Source organism: Pseudomonas sp. MD330_10, from assembly GCF_042610415.1.
In the GTDB taxonomy this organism is placed as follows: domain Bacteria; phylum Pseudomonadota; class Gammaproteobacteria; order Pseudomonadales; family Pseudomonadaceae; genus Aquipseudomonas; species Aquipseudomonas rhodesiae.
On record NZ_JBHGZU010000128.1, the window covers coordinates 1 to 243 of the forward strand.

General features: G+C 54.3%; 1 pseudogene. It reads right to left on the minus strand.

From position 1 onward, the window contains the following. Positions 1 to 243: pseudogene (locus ACFZPT_RS26880) on the minus strand (PrkA family serine protein kinase); the annotation flags it as partial.

Consider the following 243-nt stretch of genomic DNA (forward strand, 5'->3'; position numbering starts at 1 on the left):
CACATGATGGCGTAGAAGGGCACTTTCTCGATAAGTAGTTTTAGCTTTTCTGCCAGGGACGACTTGCCGCCGCCGACGGGGCCGAGCAGTTAGAGGATCTGTTTCTTCTCTTCCAGGCCTTGGGCGGCGTGGCGGAAGAAGGAGACGATCTGATCGATGCACTCTTCCATGCCAAGGAAGTCTTCAAAGGCCGGGTAACGGCGGATCACCTTGTTTGAAAATATTCGCGACAGACGCGACTTG